The organism is Sinomonas atrocyanea, from assembly GCF_001577305.1.
Taxonomy (GTDB): Bacteria; Actinomycetota; Actinomycetes; order Actinomycetales; family Micrococcaceae; genus Sinomonas; species Sinomonas atrocyanea.
In genome coordinates this window covers 4,046,068-4,059,295 of record NZ_CP014518.1, presented here as the reverse complement: position 1 = coordinate 4,059,295, position 13,228 = coordinate 4,046,068, and the positions used below count along the sequence as shown (strand labels likewise).

The following is a 13,228-nucleotide window of genomic DNA, read 5'->3' as shown; positions in this document are numbered from 1 at the left end:
TCATCCTCGCCGAAGCCGGCGCGGCGGAGAAGGGCGAGACGGTAGGATGAGTCGACCTTTCTCGAAGGCGGCACCCGCGCTGCCGTCCGACGGAAGAGAGCTTCACAGCAGGAGATGCAGGCCATGTCCTTGACTACGCCACGCCGCACGCCCAAGGAATCAGCCGAGATCGACGCCGTCCTGTCGCGCCACCCGGTCATCGCGAGCGTCAAGGACGACGACGGACTCCGAGCGGTCCTCGGGGCCCCGTGCCCGGTCGTTTTCGTCCTCTTCGGGTCCGTGATCTCAATCGGGGGAATCGTGGGGACCCTGAAGGCCGCGGGGAAGACCGTATTCGTTGACGTCGACCTCCTGGACGGCTTCTCCAGCAAGCCGGTGGTCGTCGATTTCCTCAAGGCGAGCACGCAGGCGGACGGAATTCTCAGCTCGAAGGCGGCCATTGTGCGCGCCGCGAAGACCGCGGGCCTGATGGCCATCCATCGGCTCTTCCTCGTCGATTCCTTCAGCTACAACAACGTGCCCAAGCAGGTGGGCCTCTCGGGCGCCGATGCGATTGAAATTCTGCCGGGATGCATGCCCCGCGTCATCTCGTGGCTCCGCGAGGATGTGGACCTTCCGCTCATCGCGGGCGGCCTGGTGTGCGACAAGGAGGACGTCATCGGGGCGCTGGGCGCCGGGGCTGTGGCCGTGGCGTCGTCGAACCGCGGCGTCTGGCTCATGTAGCCGGAGGCCTCCGGAGACCCCTTCACAGCCCCCGGAAGGCTGTGTTAGAGTCGTCACACCTCAGAACTTCATACAGTTTCGGGACCTGTCCCGAAACGGTTGCTCGAAAACCAGAGAACAGCGACCCCCAATTCCAAGGGGATCGCTGTTCTCTTTTTTTGTGCACTTTTCCGTGCACGTTTCCGAGCGCCTTTGGAGTCCTTGAGCCCATCAACTCATGGAACGGAAGAATCGGAATTGGCTAACCTCACACGCGACGAGATTGTCAGCGCCTATATCGACATCCTCGGCAGCGAGCGCGTCATCACGGATGAGCAGACCCTCCGCGAGAACAGCGTCGACCGCTACTACAAGGTGGAGAACGTCTTCGGCATCTACTCGCTGCCGCTGCCGGCGGCGGTCGTGAAGCCCCGAACCCCCGAGGAGGTCTCCTCGGTCCTCAAGCTGGCGAATGCGTACAGCATCGCCGTGGTGCCGAAGACCGGCGGGTCGGCCACCGAGGGCGGCCTCGAGACCATCGTCGAGGACTCGGTCGTCATCGACGGGTCACTGATGAACGAGATCATCGAGATCGATACCGAGAACATGCTGGCCACCGTCCAGTGCGGCGTCCGCCTCCAGGATCTCGAAGACGAACTCCGCAAGATCGGCTACACCACCGGGCACTCTCCCCAGTCCAAGCCGATCGCCCAGTTCGGCGGCCTGGTCGCGACCCGGTCGATCGGACAGTTCTCCACGCTCTACGGCGGGATCGAGGACATGCTCGTGGGAGCCGAGACCGTCTTCGCCAACGGCGAGATCTGCCGGATCAAGAACGTCCCCCGCCGCGCGGCCGGCCCGGACATCCGCCACCTGATCCTCGGCAACGAGGGGGCCCTCAACTTCATCACCGAAGTGAGCGTGAAGATCTTCCGCTACTACCCGGAGAACAACCGCTTCTACGGGTACCTGCTGGACGACATGAAGGCGGGCTTCGAGATCCTCCGGGAGGTCGTCACCCAGGGCTACCGGCCCTCCGTCGCGCGGCTCTACGACCAGGAGGACGGGCTCTACCACTTCAAGCACTTCTCCGACGGCCGCTGCGTGCTCATCTTCATGGCCGAGGGCCCCCGGCCGCTCGCCGACGCGACAGGGGCGGCGATCGAGCAGATCGTGTCCCAGCACTCCGGGGTGGACCGCGTCGCCGACTCGCTCATCGAGGACTGGTTCAACCACCTCAACTGGGACGTCTCCAAGATCGAGGAGGAGAGGGTCGAGATCCGGGAGACCCTCAACAACGGGTTCACCACCGAGATCTCCGGCAACTGGAGCGTCATCAACGACATCTACACCAGTGCCCTCGAGCGGATCCGCCGCGAAGTGCCGGCCCAGTTCACCCTCCTCGGCGGCCACTCCAGCCACAGCTATCTCAACGGCACCAACATGTACTTCGTCTACTACTACAAGATCGACGTGGACCCGACCGAGGAGCGCACGGTCTACCACGATCCGATCCAGGACATCATCGTCGAGGAGACCCTCAAGCGTGGCGGCTCGATGTGCCACCACCACGGCGTCGGCAAGCACCGGACGCACTTCCTCGCCGAGGAGTACGGATCCTCGCTGTACATGCTCGAGACGCTCAAGTCCGCCTTCGACCCGAACCGCATCATGAACCCGGGGACCATCTTCCCGCTCTGAAGACCGAGCCCGAGCAGGGCACCGCACACCTCCACGGGGCCGAGCCGTCGCCTCAGCCCCGCCCCCATGAACCACCAGGAACCCAGCAGGAGCACGCATGTCCGAGTCGAGCATCGTCGACTTCCAGATGAACTTCTTCTCCTTGAAGAACAAGAACGCCATCGTGACCGGCGGCAACACCGGCCTCGGCCAGGCCTTCACCCTTGCGCTGGCGAAGGCGGGAGCCAACGTCCTCGCGGCCAGCATCATGCCGGACGACGGCCGCACCGCGGCGATGGTGGAGGAGACCGGGTCGAAGTACTCCTACGTCATGTCCGACATCACCGTCGCCGGGAACCCCAAGAAGGTCGTCGACGCGTGCGTCGAGGAGTTCGGCAGCGTCGACATCCTCGTGAACTGCGCCGGCCGGAGCATCAACGAGCCCGACGTCCTCAAGTACACCCGCTCCCAGTGGGATCCGATGGTGGCGCTGAACCTCACGGCCGCCTTCGAGATGGCCCACGAGTGCGCCCAGCACATGGTCCGCCAGCGCAGCGGCAAGATCATCAACATCTGCTCGGTGTTCACCTTCCTCGGCGGCCAGTGGTCGCCCGCCTACGCCGCCACCAAGCATGGGATCGCCGGCTTCACCAAGGCCTACTGCGACGAACTGGCCCAGTTCGGGGTGCAGGTGAACGGGATCGCCCCCGGCTACTACGCCACCGAGCTCACCGCAGACACCCGGGCGAACCCCGAGGCCAACCAGCGGGTCCTGGACCACATCCCGGCCAACCGCTGGGGCCAGACCCAGGACCTCATGGGCGCCACCGTGTTCCTGGCCAGCCGGGCCTCCGACTACGTCAACGGCCACATCCTCAGCGTCGACGGCGGGTACCTGGTGCGCTGAGCGCGCCCGGCAGACGAGGGAACCGACCATGACCAGCAAGTACATCATCGGACTCGACGGGGGATCGCAGAGTTCGAAGGCCACCATCTTCGACACCGACGGGAACGTCGTGTGCGAGGCGACCCAGCCCCTGGCGCCGATGCACACCCCCGGAGCCGGGATCGCCGAGCACCCGGACGACGACCTCTATACGTCTGTGGTGGCCGCGGCCTCCCGGGTGATGGAGGCATTCCCCGGCAACCCCGCCGACATCGTGGGCGTCGGACTCTGCAGCATCCGCTGCTGCAGGGCCCTGGTCCGCAGCGACGGCACCCTCGCCGAGCCCGTCCAGAGTTGGATGGACGAGCGCCTGTCGAGGCCCTACGAGCACACCAACCAGGAGGTCGCCTACGTCACCACCGCGTCCGGGTACCTCATGGGGCGCCTCACCGGTGAGCTGACGGACACGATCGCCAACTACATCGGGCCCTGGCCGATGGACGTGCGGACCTGGGACTGGTTCGACGACCAGGAGACGTTCGACTCCTTCAACGTGCCGCGGGAGATGCTCTACCGCCTGCAGATGCCCGGGGACATCGGCGGGTACGTCAACGCCGCCTTCTCCAGCCAGACCGGCATCCCCGAGGGCCTGCCGGTCGTTCACACCGCCAACGACAAGGCCACCGAGGCGCTCGGCTCGGGGCTCCGCGACGGCGCCACCGGGCTGGTCTCGCTCGGCACCTACATCGCGGGCATGGTCATGGGAAAGGAGTTCGCCCCCGATCCTCAGAGCTACTTCTCCAACTTCGCCTCCGAGCCGTACCGGTACCTCTACGAGTGCGCCGGCATCAGACGGGGCATGTGGACCGTCTCCTGGCTCCGTGACCTGCTCGGAACCGAGATCGCCCTCGCCGCAGCAGCGGCCGGCCTCAGCAGCGAGGAGCACCTCAACCTCGCGGCCTCAGCCGTCCCCGCAGGGAGCGACGGGCTGCTGTGCGTCCTCGACTGGCTCGCGCCACCGAACAAGCCCTTCAAGAAGGGAATGTTCATCGGCTTCGACGAGCGCCACGGCTATGCGCACATGTACCGGGCAGTGCTGGAGGGCATCGCCTTCACCATGAAGCGGAACATGGACGCCATGGCCGCGGAGCGGGGCCTCGACCTCGAGGCGCTGGTCCTCTCCGGAGGCGGCTCGAACAGCGACCTCGCGGCACAGATCTTCGCCGATGTGTTCAACGTCCCCGTGGTCAGGAACTCCGTCCGCAACGCTGCCGGCCTCGGGGCCGCGATCTGCACCGCCGTGGCCTGCGGAATCTACGCCGGCTTCGACGAGGCCCGCGAGCACATGGTGCACCGCCACGACCGCTTCGAGCCCACGCCCGGCAACGCCAGGCTCTACGGCGAACTCTGCGCCGTCGCGGGGGAGATACCCCGCCAGACGGACCCCATCCTCGAACGAATCCACCAGATCCTCACAGATGACAAAGGAGCCATCTCCCATGCCTAAGCTCGGCAGATCGAAGAAGATTTTTCAGCTTGCACTGCTCACCCTCGCCGCCGGCTCGATCTACCCCCTGGTCTACCTGCGCCAGAACTTCGAAGCCACGATCCTGACGGTCTTCCACCTGAGCAACTCGGAGCTCGCCGACCTCTACTCGATGCTGGGGATCATCTTTGTGATCGGCTACATCCCCAGCGGCTGGCTGGCCGACCGGATCCCGGTGCGGTACCTGATCGTGTTCTCGCTGGCCGTCACCGCCATCACCGGGCTCTTCTACGCCCAGGTCCCGGACAAGTCCACCCTGCTGTACGTCTACCTCGCGTGGGGCTTCGCGACCGTCTTCACCTTCTGGAGCGCCATCCTCAAGACCGTGAGCCTCCTGGCCGACAAGAGCGAAGAGGGCAAGTACTTCGGGGCGCTCGACGGCGGACGAGGCCTGGTCGAGGCGATCCTCGCCAGCTGCGCCGTGGGACTCTTCGCCGTCTTCGCCGGGAGCGGCACCCCCGACTTCGCGTCCTCCAAGGCCGGCTTCCAGGCCGTGGTCTACATGTACTGCGCGGTCCTCATCGCCATCGCCGTGCTCATCTTCTTCGTCCTCTCGGACGGGGAGACGACCGCGAAGGCCACCCGGGACGAGCCCGTCGAGTCCACGTTCGCCGCCGTGCGCCGCATCCTCAAGATCCGTGAAGTCTGGGTCATGAGCATCGTCCTCTTCTGCGGCTACACCCTCTTCTGGGCCCACTACTACTTCTCCGGATTCCTCAACGTGAACCTCGCGGTCTCGCCCGTCAACGCCGGCGTCGTCACCGTGATCATGCTCTGGATGCGCCCGATCGGTGGATTCGGCGGCGGCTACCTCGCCGACAGGCTCGGCAAGTCCCGCGTCCTCGCCGTCGCCATGACCGCCGCGGCAGCGGGACTGATCGGCCTGAGCCTCCTCCCCAGCGGCTCCACCGCGGTGGCAGACGTGCTCGTGGTGGCCGTGGGCCTGTTCCTCTACGCCATCCGCGGCGTCTACTGGTCCCTGCTCGACGACTGCCGCGTGCCCGCCGCGGCCACCGGCATCGCGATCGGGATCATCTCCTTCGTCGGCTACCTCCCCGACATCGTCATCCCGCAGATCAGCGGCGCCATCTACGCGGCGTTCGGCAAGGACGTCGCGGGCGCCAACAGCCTGTTCTTCATCGTCACGGCCGCGATCGGCGTCATCGGGGCCGGTGCGGCGGCCTACTTCGCGGTGCTCATGAAGAAGCGGAGGACCGCAGAGGCCGCCAGCGTGGGCGCGGCGCTTCCCGCGGCAGGCTAGTCCCGCAGGTTCAGGGACGGAAGGGCGGGGGCCGCAGCGGCCCCCGCCCTCCCGTGCGCCGACCGTGACGCCATCACGGCGACCCGGTCTCCGGCCCGAAGAGCTCCTCGGCAACGTCAGACCGGAGGTGGTACTCCCGGTTCTCCACCGGCCACAGGTGCCCGTGGACCACGTAGTAGCCGCGTCCCTCCCCGGGACCGCCCGCCGCGGTATCGATGGCCTCCAGCAGCGCCTCGTCCAGAATCTGGGCGGGACCGCGGGATCGGAGCGTTTCAAGCTCCTCGGGCCGAAGGGCGTGGAGCATGCCGGTGACGTCGACCATGACGGTCCTCCTCGTGACGCTTCTGCTTAACGACCACAGGGGTGCGGGGTCGAGTGTAGGGGCGCTGCCGCAGACAGGAAAAGCCGGAGGTGGGCACCGCTTCCACTGGCCGGAAGCCAGTGGCAACCGCCAGGGCAACGCCACGTCCCCGCTGCCGGGTCTGGCCGCCCACGACGCCGATCCGAGTCTGGCGGTGCCGGTCCGTCCGGCCTAGCATGGGCGCACTGCGTGGCAAGCGAACCCTTGTCTGGGAGGAGGGGGAAGTGCGGTCAACGCCTGGGTCACGATCTCGTGCGCTCGCCCTAGCCCTCGCTCGTCGGGCTGGTCTCGCCGCCGGCTTCGGCCTCGGATGGCTTCTCCTCTCGGGCGCCGCAGCCTCCGCAGCCTCGGCATCGAGCGGTTCGTTGCCCGCGCCGCCCGCGCCCGTTCCAGCCGTGACAGCGCTGGCCGGGCAGCCCGCGGTCCAGACCGCCCAGCTGGCCGTGGCCTCCACGGTGCGGACCACGACGTCGTCCCTCGCCTCGGCTGTCGAGGCGGCACCGTCCTCGGCGGCGCCCCTGCTCGCGGGCCCGCTCAGGCCGCTCATGCCGGTCGCGGACAGCGCCGCCTCACAGGTCGCACTTGTGGTGCGCTCCGTCGGCGACGGCGTGGCGTCCGCTGTGGCCGACCCCGCGTCGATCCCGGGCCGGCTCCCAGCGCCGACGGGCATCGTGTCCCCGCGCGGGGCTCCGGCGCCGGCCGGGACGCGGACCTCCGGCGCCGTCCCCGAAGCCTCCGCTTCCGCAGCGGCCCCTGCGCGCCTGGCAACCCCAGCTCCCGCAGCCGCCCGGGCCAGCCGCGCCTCGGGCAGCGCAGCGCCCTGGGACCCGGTGCATGGCGTGGAGTGGGCCCCGTTCGGGGCCCGCGCAGGATCCGCGAGCACTGATTCCACGGCTCAGGGCGGCCGGCAGACTGTGCCGCTGGCCCCCGCGCCGACCTCTGGGACCTCCGGGACCGCCAGCCGGCTGGGCGGCCCCTCGCCGGTTCCGCTGGCCCTCGCCGGGTCTGTGCTCATCCCGGCTCTGCTGGTCCTCGGGCGCGGCAGGGCCCCCCGTTCCCCCGCGCCTGCCTCCCGCACGTTCGATCCCGGCTCAACTCCCGGCTGACAGGGGACGAGTCTGCCCTCTTCACGGGCGACAGATATCGTCCCCGCGCCTTCGCGCGCCCATGTCAACCCAGGAGATGCACCATGAACATCCACAGCCGCCGAGCGATCCTCGGCACCCCCGCCTCGATCAACCCCGCCAGCGGCATCGGCAACTGGCCCGATCCCATGTAGAGGACGCGCAGCGCGCCTCGGGCCGCGGGGGCCTTCGCGGCCTCCGAGGTCCGGGGCTGCTGCTCGGCACCGCCCCCGCTTCTCACGGAGCAGGGGGAGCAGCGCCCAGCGGGGTGGCCGCGCCCAGCCGCCGGCCCGCCACGACGAGGCCGACGGCGAGCACCAGCCCCGCGGCCCCGCTCACCAGCAGCGGCACGCGGCCGGCGTCGCCCCACGCGAGGCCTGCCCAGATCCCGGCGACGAGGACTCCGCCGCCGGTGAGCCCCTGGAACAGGCCCTGCGCCCGGCCTTGCACCTGCGCCGGGGCGAGGCTCGAGACCCACGCCTTGCCCACGCCGTCGGTCGCCGCCGCGAACCCGCCGTACACGATCAGCACCGGGAACACCCATCCCGGATCGGTGATGAGCCCGAGCCCCAGGTAGCCCGCCGCGAAGCACGCCAGCCCCGCGGCGAACACGAGGTGGCGGGGGACCCGGTCGGAGAGCGCCCCCGCCGGGTACGACAGCCCCGCGTACGCGACGTTGTAGAGGATGTACGCGCCGATCACGCCCTCGGTCGTCAGGCCCAGATCGTGCGCCCGCAGCAGCAGGAGCGCGTCAGGGAAGTTCACGAGCGAGAACACCGCAAGCCCCCCGATGAGCAGCCGCAGCCGCGCCGGGAGGCGGGCCGGGGCACCCGGGTGCGCGGCCGGCGTCGTGCGTCGCGGCACCATCTGGCGCACGACGGCGGCGGGGGCCCTGCGCTGTTCCCGCACCGCGGCGACGAGCAGCACCGAGAGGACGGCGGGGACCACGGCGACCCACAGCAGCGGCGGGATCTGCCGGTGGAAGAGCTCGTAGAGGACGAGGCCGAGGGCAGGGCCGACCACGGCGCCGAGGGTGTCCGCCATGCGGTGGAAGCCGAAGATCCTCCCGCGGCTGCCCTCGCCCACCCCGTCCATCAGGAGCGCGTCGCGGGGCGCGCCCCGGACCCCCTTGCCGAGCCGGTCCACGCAGCGCGCCAGCAGGACCACGGGCCACGAGCCGGCGAGGGCGATGATCAGCTTCCCCACGGCCGCGAGCCCGTAGCCGAGGCCGATGAGGCGCCGCTTCGAGGAGCGGTCCGCGAGGCGGCCGGCCGCGATCTTGGTCAGCGACGCCGCTCCCTCCGCCGCGCCCTCGACCGCGCCCACCACGGCGGCCGGGGCGCCGAGGACGGTGGTGAGGAAGATCGGCAGGATCGGGTAGAGCAGCTCGCTCGCGGCGTCCTGCAGGAAGCTCACGCCGGAGAGCGTGGCGACGTTGCGGGTCAGCCAGCGCGGGCGCCTCACGGGGGTCACGGTCCGAGGCTTGCACGCGGGGGAGAGGGTGCCAAGGATCAGGCCCGATGCGTCCCGCTCGCGTTGACGTCCGCGGCGAAGTCCTCAGCGAACCGGCGGACGGCGTCCCACTCCGTGTACACGTAGTCGCGGCTCACGTCCGTTCCGAGCCCCGGCTTCTGCCCCTCGTCCTGCCTCTTCATGAGGTGCCGACGGGCGAACCCGTAGTGCGCGTGAACGAGCGCGCCGCCGAACAGGGCGACCCGGTCCGGCCGCCAGCCGGTCTCCCGCTCGAACTGCTCCACGAGGCCCTTGGCCTCGTCCGGGTCGGCCTCGACCTCCAGGCTCGCCGAGAAGAACGCCGAGGGCATGCGGTTGAGCGCGTCCACGTAGGTCCGGATGAACTCCACCATGTGCTTCTCGTGCCGGCCCAGATGGATGGAGGCGCCCACGACCGCGCCGTCGTACTCGGCCGGGTCGGCCTCCCGGTCCGCGTTCACGTCCAGGAACGTGACGTCGATATCGTGGGAGCGGAGGACCTCCGAGATCACGTCGCTGATCTTCGCGATGTGTCCGCCGGCCGCTCCATAGGCGAGGATAACGCGCTTCACGGTCGCCCCCTCCAGGAGTCCTCAGGGCTGTAGAGCGATTCTGTTCTGAGTCGGCCGGAGGCGACACGGCACAAAGACCCGAATCGGCGGGGACGGCCGGATGGGCACTGAACTATCACTGACTTCACTGATGCCGTAAGCTGCCTTGGCGGTCTGTGTGGGGGGTGGCCGCCCCGTCCCGCAGCCGCGTGGCCCCGGTCCGGGGCAGGGGTGCCCACCGCGGGGGAAGAGAGAGGGACCGATGACTCAGATCGACGCAGTGCTGTCCATCACGGGCGAGGCCCAGATCACCGGCTCCGACGGCAGAACGTGGCGCGCCGCCTATCCCGATCTCGAGACGGCCCGCGAATCGGTCCACGCGACCGCCGTGGCCACCGCCGCCGAGATCGACGCGCCCGTGCATCTGAAGATCTCCGAACCGGCCGGCGAGCAGCGCCTGCTCGTCCACGGCAACGGCGAATTCGCCGTCGACGCCCCGCAGGGTTCCGCTGGCCCGTCCGGGTTCGAGGCGACCGGGTTCGACGCCTCCGGGTTCCCGCCGGCGCCCGCCCACGCCCCCGGTCACGCCTCGGTCCAGATCGATCCCGCGTCCGTCGCGCCCGCCTTCCCCTCGCACGCGCCCGCCCGGCCGGCGGCCTTTGAGGCTGCGTCCTTCGAGCCGGCTGCCTTCGAGCCTGCCGCGTCTGAGCCGGCGTCGTTCGAGCCGGCCTCCTTCGAGCCGGCGGTGCCGCAGTCCGTGCCCGCTCCTGCACCCGAGCCCGCGCCGACCCGAGACGGGGCCCGCGACGACGCCCGGGCCGAGGTGCCCCTGCGCGAGCGCCGCCGCCGTCCCACGGCCGCCGACTTCGCCGCCTCCCGGCCGGCCGTGCCGCAGAGCCCGGCGCGCGAGGGCTGGCAGGGCGCGATGAATACGCTTTCCGGCGGCGCCCTGCGGCTCGCGCCGGGGGACCGCGAGATGACCCGCCGCGAGTGGCGCGCCTCGGTGCAGCGGGGCCTGGCCGGCCACAAGTGCGTGGTGTTCGTGAACCTCAAGGGCGGTGCCTCGAAGACCACGAGCTGCTACCTCACGGCCGCAACCCTCGGCCGCGTCCGGGGCGGCAATGTGCTCGCCTGGGACAACAACGAGAACAAGGGCACGCTCGGCGACCGGGCCATGCCGGCCAGCCACGACCACACGGCCGCGGACCTCCTCGCGAACATCGACCGGTTCGCCCAGCCCTCCAACGCCCACGAGCTCGTCAACTACGTACGCGCCCAGGGCGAGAACAAGTTCCACGTCCTCGCCTCCCAGAACCAGGCCGGGGACAAGGAAGTGATCGACGGGAGCGCGTTCGTGCAGCTCCACACGGTGCTGCGGCAGTTCTACCACCTCGCGCTCGTGGACACCGGCAACGCCTCCACCGCCGGGACCTGGCAGGCCGCGGTGGAGATCGCAGACGAGATCGTGCTCGTGGCGATGAACAAGGAGGACTCGTCCAAGACCCTCGCCGCAACCGTGGACACCCTCGTGGACATGGGCTTCGCGGACAAGCTCAGCCGCGGCATCCTCCTGGTCACCCAGCCCGCCATCCCTTCCAAGAACCGCAAGGCCCGGGCCGTCGCGAACGAGGAGCGGCTGGCCCGCATCCGCGAGCACTTCGGCCACTACGTGCGCAAGATCGTGGTCGCCCCGCATGACGAGGCCCTGGACGACGGCGCCGACATCATCTTCGAGAACCTCGCCCCGGAGACGCAGGAGGCCTACCTCGAGGCGACCGCCGCCATCGTCGACGGACTCTGACGCGCCGCCGGAGCCTGCAGCCGCGCGCCGGCTCTCCGGCGGCCGACGACGGCGGGCGGCGGCCCGCCGTCGTCCGTCACCTCTCGATCTTGGCGCTCGCGCGGAGCGTCTCGAGGGGGATGTGCGCCGTGGCCCGCTCGATCTGGGCCGCGATGCCCCGCAGCGTGGGCAGGTGGCGCAGCATTCCGGGTGCCTGCGAGGACAGGACCACGATCCCCAGGCCCGCGCCGATCCGGCCCGTGTGGAACACCGGGACCGCGAGGGAGGCGGAGCCCAGGCGCACCTCCTCGGCCGTGGTGGCGTATCCCTGCTCGCGGATCTGCACGAGTTCCTCGGCGAGCCGCGCCGGATTGACGTGCGTGAACGCCGTGGGCTGTTCGAGCTGCCGGTTGAAGTAGGCGTCGCGGACCCAGTCCTCCTCGAACGCGAGGATCACCTTGCCCACCGCCGTGGCATGCATCGGGAGGCGGCCGCCCACCCGGGAGGCACGCGGCACCCGCTTGGTGCCGTAGATCCGGTCGATGTAGAGGACCTCGTAGCCCTCCCGGATGGCCAGGTGGGACGTCTCGCCGGTGAGGGAGAACAGGTCCTGCAGGTAGGGGCGGGCGGTGTCGCGCAGGGCGCGGCCGGCATTCTGTCCCAGCTCCCAGAGGCGGATCCCGAGCTGGATGCGTCCCTGCGGGTCGCGGGCCAGGGCGCCCGAGTCGACGAGCTCGCCCACCAGCCGGTGGGTGGTGCTCAGGGGGAGGTGCGCGGCCTCGGCCAGTTCGGACAGGCTCAGCGACCGGCGCCCGGACTCGAACGCGAAGAGGATCGCGAGCGCCTTGGACGTCACGGTGCGGCCGGGCTCGCTGCTGCCGCCAGCCATCCGCGCCTCCTCGCCCGCCTGCCCGCCTAGCTCTCCGCTCGCCCCTCGGGGCGGCCCTGCCCCGCCGGAATCCAGCGCCGGCGCGGCTACGGCAACTCTAGCGCTGCCCGCTCGGGCCAGAGGTTGGCCGATTCGACCGCCGCGAGGCCGCGGGCGAGCGACCGCGCGGCGTCGGTGAACAGGTGCCCGGTTACCCGCGAGGCACACAGGCGCAGCGCCTGCCCGCGGTCCAGCCCGAACCAGTCCATCACCGTGTCCAGGCCGTGCGGGGTGAGCCGCCAGGTCTTGTCCGCATCCTTGACGATCGCGTCCTCGATCGAAAGGGCCTCGCGGCGCGAGTCATGCCCATCGATGATCTCCACGATCCGGGCCGCCCGCTCGTCCGGGACGCCCGCTGCGGCGAGGATCCCCTCGGCGAGCCGGGCGCCCTCCTTCTCGTGCAGCAGCACGAGGTCCGGCCGGCCGCCGCCGGGGGCGATGGCCTCGAGCACCTCGCCCGGGGGCACCGCGGACCAGCCGGTGTCGTGCAGCATGATCGCCGGCAGCACCACGCCGGCATCGGCCTCGGGGTAGGCCGCGAGCAGCGACCGGGCGATCGCCACCGCGTAGAGCGTGTGCGCGTCGTTGCTGCGCACCCCCAGGTGGACCACCGCGCGCGGCCAGATCTGTGCCAGTTCGAGGCCGAGCCGGTCCCCGAGCCCGGTGTCCAGCCCGAACACGCCGTCCGCTTCGGCGGGGATGGACGCGCTCACGTCGCGCCCCACATGGTTGGCGGTGGCGGTGCGTTTGGGACCCATGGGACCAGTGGATCCCGGGGGCCGTGGGCCGCGCCACGGGGGGCTTCCGCTGGGTGGAAGGGGTGCTGTGGCGCGTGGTTCCAGGACGCTATGAGGGGCAGGCGCCGGGCATATCGACACAACTCGGCGGCTCCTGCGGCGGATCGCGGCGGATCTGGCC

At 70.1% G+C, this 13,228-nt stretch carries 12 protein-coding genes; 7 read left to right on the top strand and 5 right to left on the bottom strand.

Annotated features, from left to right (window positions below; translation table 11 throughout):
• Nucleotides 1-123: 123 nt before the first annotated feature.
• The 5 genes from SA2016_RS18625 to SA2016_RS18605 all read left to right on the top strand — a co-directional run bounded on the left by SA2016_RS18625 (nt 124) and on the right by SA2016_RS18605 (nt 6,075).
• Nucleotides 124-723 (top strand): glycerol-3-phosphate responsive antiterminator, encoded by a 600-nt coding sequence (locus SA2016_RS18625; protein ID WP_066501083.1) that lies wholly within the window; start codon nt 124-126, stop codon nt 721-723.
• A 237-nt stretch (nt 724-960) separates the two neighbouring features.
• Complete coding sequence (locus SA2016_RS18620; protein WP_066501081.1) at nt 961-2,403, top strand: FAD-binding oxidoreductase; 1,443 nt, start codon at nt 961-963, stop codon at nt 2,401-2,403.
• Between the two features lie 97 nt (nt 2,404-2,500).
• Nucleotides 2,501-3,289 carry an SDR family NAD(P)-dependent oxidoreductase gene (locus tag SA2016_RS18615; RefSeq protein WP_066501078.1) on the top strand — a complete coding sequence of 263 codons (789 nt, stop codon included), beginning with the start codon at nt 2,501-2,503 and terminating at the stop codon, nt 3,287-3,289.
• Between the two features lie 28 nt (nt 3,290-3,317).
• Nucleotides 3,318-4,775, top strand: coding sequence for an FGGY-family carbohydrate kinase (locus SA2016_RS18610; protein WP_066501076.1), 1,458 nt, complete (start codon nt 3,318-3,320; stop codon nt 4,773-4,775).
• On the top strand, nt 4,768-6,075 hold the full coding sequence (locus tag SA2016_RS18605; protein ID WP_066501074.1) for an MFS transporter: 1,308 nt from the start codon (nt 4,768-4,770) through the stop codon (nt 6,073-6,075). The genes SA2016_RS18610 and SA2016_RS18605 overlap by 8 nt, the downstream gene beginning before the upstream one ends.
• Before the next feature lie 73 nt (nt 6,076-6,148).
• Here SA2016_RS18605 and SA2016_RS18600 read toward each other — a convergent pair whose 3' ends face one another.
• The gene (locus tag SA2016_RS18600) at nt 6,149-6,397 is read right to left on the bottom strand and encodes a hypothetical protein (protein ID WP_066501072.1); all 249 of its coding nucleotides are present in this window, start codon (nt 6,395-6,397) and stop codon (nt 6,149-6,151) included.
• A 434-nt stretch (nt 6,398-6,831) separates the two neighbouring features.
• On the opposite strand from SA2016_RS18600, the gene SA2016_RS18595 reads away from it, so the two are divergent.
• The gene (locus tag SA2016_RS18595; protein ID WP_066501069.1) at nt 6,832-7,542 is read left to right on the top strand and encodes a hypothetical protein; all 711 of its coding nucleotides are present in this window, start codon (nt 6,832-6,834) and stop codon (nt 7,540-7,542) included.
• Nucleotides 7,543-7,797: 255 nt separating this feature from the next.
• On the opposite strand, the gene SA2016_RS18590 is transcribed toward SA2016_RS18595, so the two are convergent.
• Together SA2016_RS18590 and SA2016_RS18585 are read right to left on the bottom strand one after the other, a co-directional pair.
• Nucleotides 7,798-9,033, bottom strand: a complete 1,236-nt coding sequence (locus SA2016_RS18590) for an MFS transporter (protein WP_066501066.1) — start codon at nt 9,031-9,033, stop codon at nt 7,798-7,800.
• Nucleotides 9,034-9,071: 38 nt separating this feature from the next.
• Nucleotides 9,072-9,623 carry a flavodoxin domain-containing protein gene (locus SA2016_RS18585; protein WP_066501064.1) on the bottom strand — a complete coding sequence of 184 codons (552 nt, stop codon included), beginning with the start codon at nt 9,621-9,623 and terminating at the stop codon, nt 9,072-9,074.
• Nucleotides 9,624-9,864: 241 nt separating this feature from the next.
• Here SA2016_RS18585 and SA2016_RS18580 point away from each other — a divergent pair, with 241 nt between their 5' ends.
• The gene (locus SA2016_RS18580) at nt 9,865-11,403 is read left to right on the top strand and encodes a hypothetical protein (protein WP_066501062.1); all 1,539 of its coding nucleotides are present in this window, start codon (nt 9,865-9,867) and stop codon (nt 11,401-11,403) included.
• A gap of 76 nt (nt 11,404-11,479) precedes the next feature.
• Here SA2016_RS18580 and SA2016_RS18575 read toward each other — a convergent pair whose 3' ends face one another.
• Both SA2016_RS18575 and SA2016_RS18570 read right to left on the bottom strand, forming a co-directional pair.
• A complete protein-coding gene (locus SA2016_RS18575; protein ID WP_066501060.1) occupies nt 11,480-12,271 on the bottom strand; it encodes an IclR family transcriptional regulator in 792 nt (263 codons plus the stop codon).
• An 86-nt stretch (nt 12,272-12,357) separates the two neighbouring features.
• Nucleotides 12,358-13,068 (bottom strand): HD domain-containing protein, encoded by a 711-nt coding sequence (locus SA2016_RS18570; RefSeq protein WP_066501058.1) that lies wholly within the window; start codon nt 13,066-13,068, stop codon nt 12,358-12,360.
• Between the last annotated feature and the right edge of the window lie 160 nt (nt 13,069-13,228).

Coding starts and splice junctions, on each gene's coding strand:
- SA2016_RS18625 (WP_066501083.1), top strand. CDS start 124: ATGTCCTTGACTACGCCACGCCGCACGCCCAAGGAATCAGCCGAGATC.
- SA2016_RS18615 (WP_066501078.1), top strand. CDS start 2,501: ATGTCCGAGTCGAGCATCGTCGACTTCCAGATGAACTTCTTCTCCTTG.
- SA2016_RS18610 (WP_066501076.1), top strand. CDS start 3,318: ATGACCAGCAAGTACATCATCGGACTCGACGGGGGATCGCAGAGTTCG.
- SA2016_RS18605 (WP_066501074.1), top strand. CDS start 4,768: ATGCCTAAGCTCGGCAGATCGAAGAAGATTTTTCAGCTTGCACTGCTC.
- SA2016_RS18600 (WP_066501072.1), bottom strand. CDS start 6,397: ATGGTCGACGTCACCGGCATGCTCCACGCCCTTCGGCCCGAGGAGCTT.
- SA2016_RS18580 (WP_066501062.1), top strand. CDS start 9,865: ATGACTCAGATCGACGCAGTGCTGTCCATCACGGGCGAGGCCCAGATC.
- SA2016_RS18575 (WP_066501060.1), bottom strand. CDS start 12,271: ATGGCTGGCGGCAGCAGCGAGCCCGGCCGCACCGTGACGTCCAAGGCG.
- SA2016_RS18570 (WP_066501058.1), bottom strand. CDS start 13,068: ATGGGTCCCAAACGCACCGCCACCGCCAACCATGTGGGGCGCGACGTG.